Source organism: Shewanella olleyana, from assembly GCF_023283825.1.
GTDB lineage: Bacteria > Pseudomonadota > Gammaproteobacteria > Enterobacterales > Shewanellaceae > Shewanella > Shewanella olleyana.
Map to the genome: position 1 here is coordinate 1 of NZ_JAKILD010000072.1, position 841 is coordinate 841.

Here is an 841-nt window from a genome sequence, read left to right on the forward strand (position 1 = left end):
GCATTGTGGTACCACCTGATCCCATCCCGAACTCAGTAGTGAAACGCAATAGCGCCGATGATAGTGTGGGGTCTCCCCATGTGAAAGTAGGTCATTGCCAAGCGCCTAATTAAAGTCTTAAATTACTGACAAGTAATTTCAAGCAAGATCATGCTGATATGGCTCAGTCGGTAGAGCGCATCCTTGGTAAGGATGAGGTCCCCAGTTCGATTCTGGGTATCAGCACCATCTTTAAAACCAGATTTGTCTGGGGACAATAGCATTGTGGTCCCACCTGATCCCATCCCGAACTCAGTAGTGAAACGCAATAGCGCCGATGATAGTGTGGGGTCTCCCCATGTGAAAGTAGGTCATTCCCAGACGCTAAATATCTCTCTAAGAGAGCAAGTAGCCCGCAATGTAGATTGCGGGCTTTTTTGTGTTTAAAATTTAAAATTCATCTTTGAATGTATAGTGGTTGGAGGTTTTATTACACCTGTGCTCTTCTAACATTTGCCAACATAATCGCTTCAATCAATATAAAAGCAAATATGAGCCAGATAGTTAATTATTCGATTCGAAGCCTAGCGACTTGTTTATAGATTCTAATGTATAAGTATGGTTTATTTCCTTCTAACGTTTAATTCAATGAAAGCAGCTTGCAGACGTCATTGTTATTTTTTTAACGAGTTGAATGTAAATTTTACTAGAACACTTGAATCTAAATCTTGAGGCTGTAGATTTCTATACCTTCTATACCTTCTATACCTTCTATACCTTCTATACCTTCTATACCTTCTATACCTTCTATACCTTCTATACCTTCTATACCTTCTATACCTTCTATACCTTCTATACCTTC

At 39.5% G+C, this 841-nt stretch carries 1 tRNA gene and 2 rRNA genes; all 3 read left to right on the plus strand.

Features of this window, described 5'->3' with window-relative positions:
- Positions 1-103: ribosomal RNA gene (gene rrf / locus L2735_RS19865) — 5S ribosomal RNA — on the plus strand; the annotation flags it as partial.
- A 49-nt stretch (positions 104-152) separates the two neighbouring features.
- Positions 153-228: transfer RNA gene (locus L2735_RS19870), tRNA-Thr, on the plus strand.
- Between the two features lie 18 nt (positions 229-246).
- Positions 247-362, plus strand: a 5S ribosomal RNA gene (rrf, locus tag L2735_RS19875).
- Positions 363-841 lie beyond the last annotated feature (479 nt).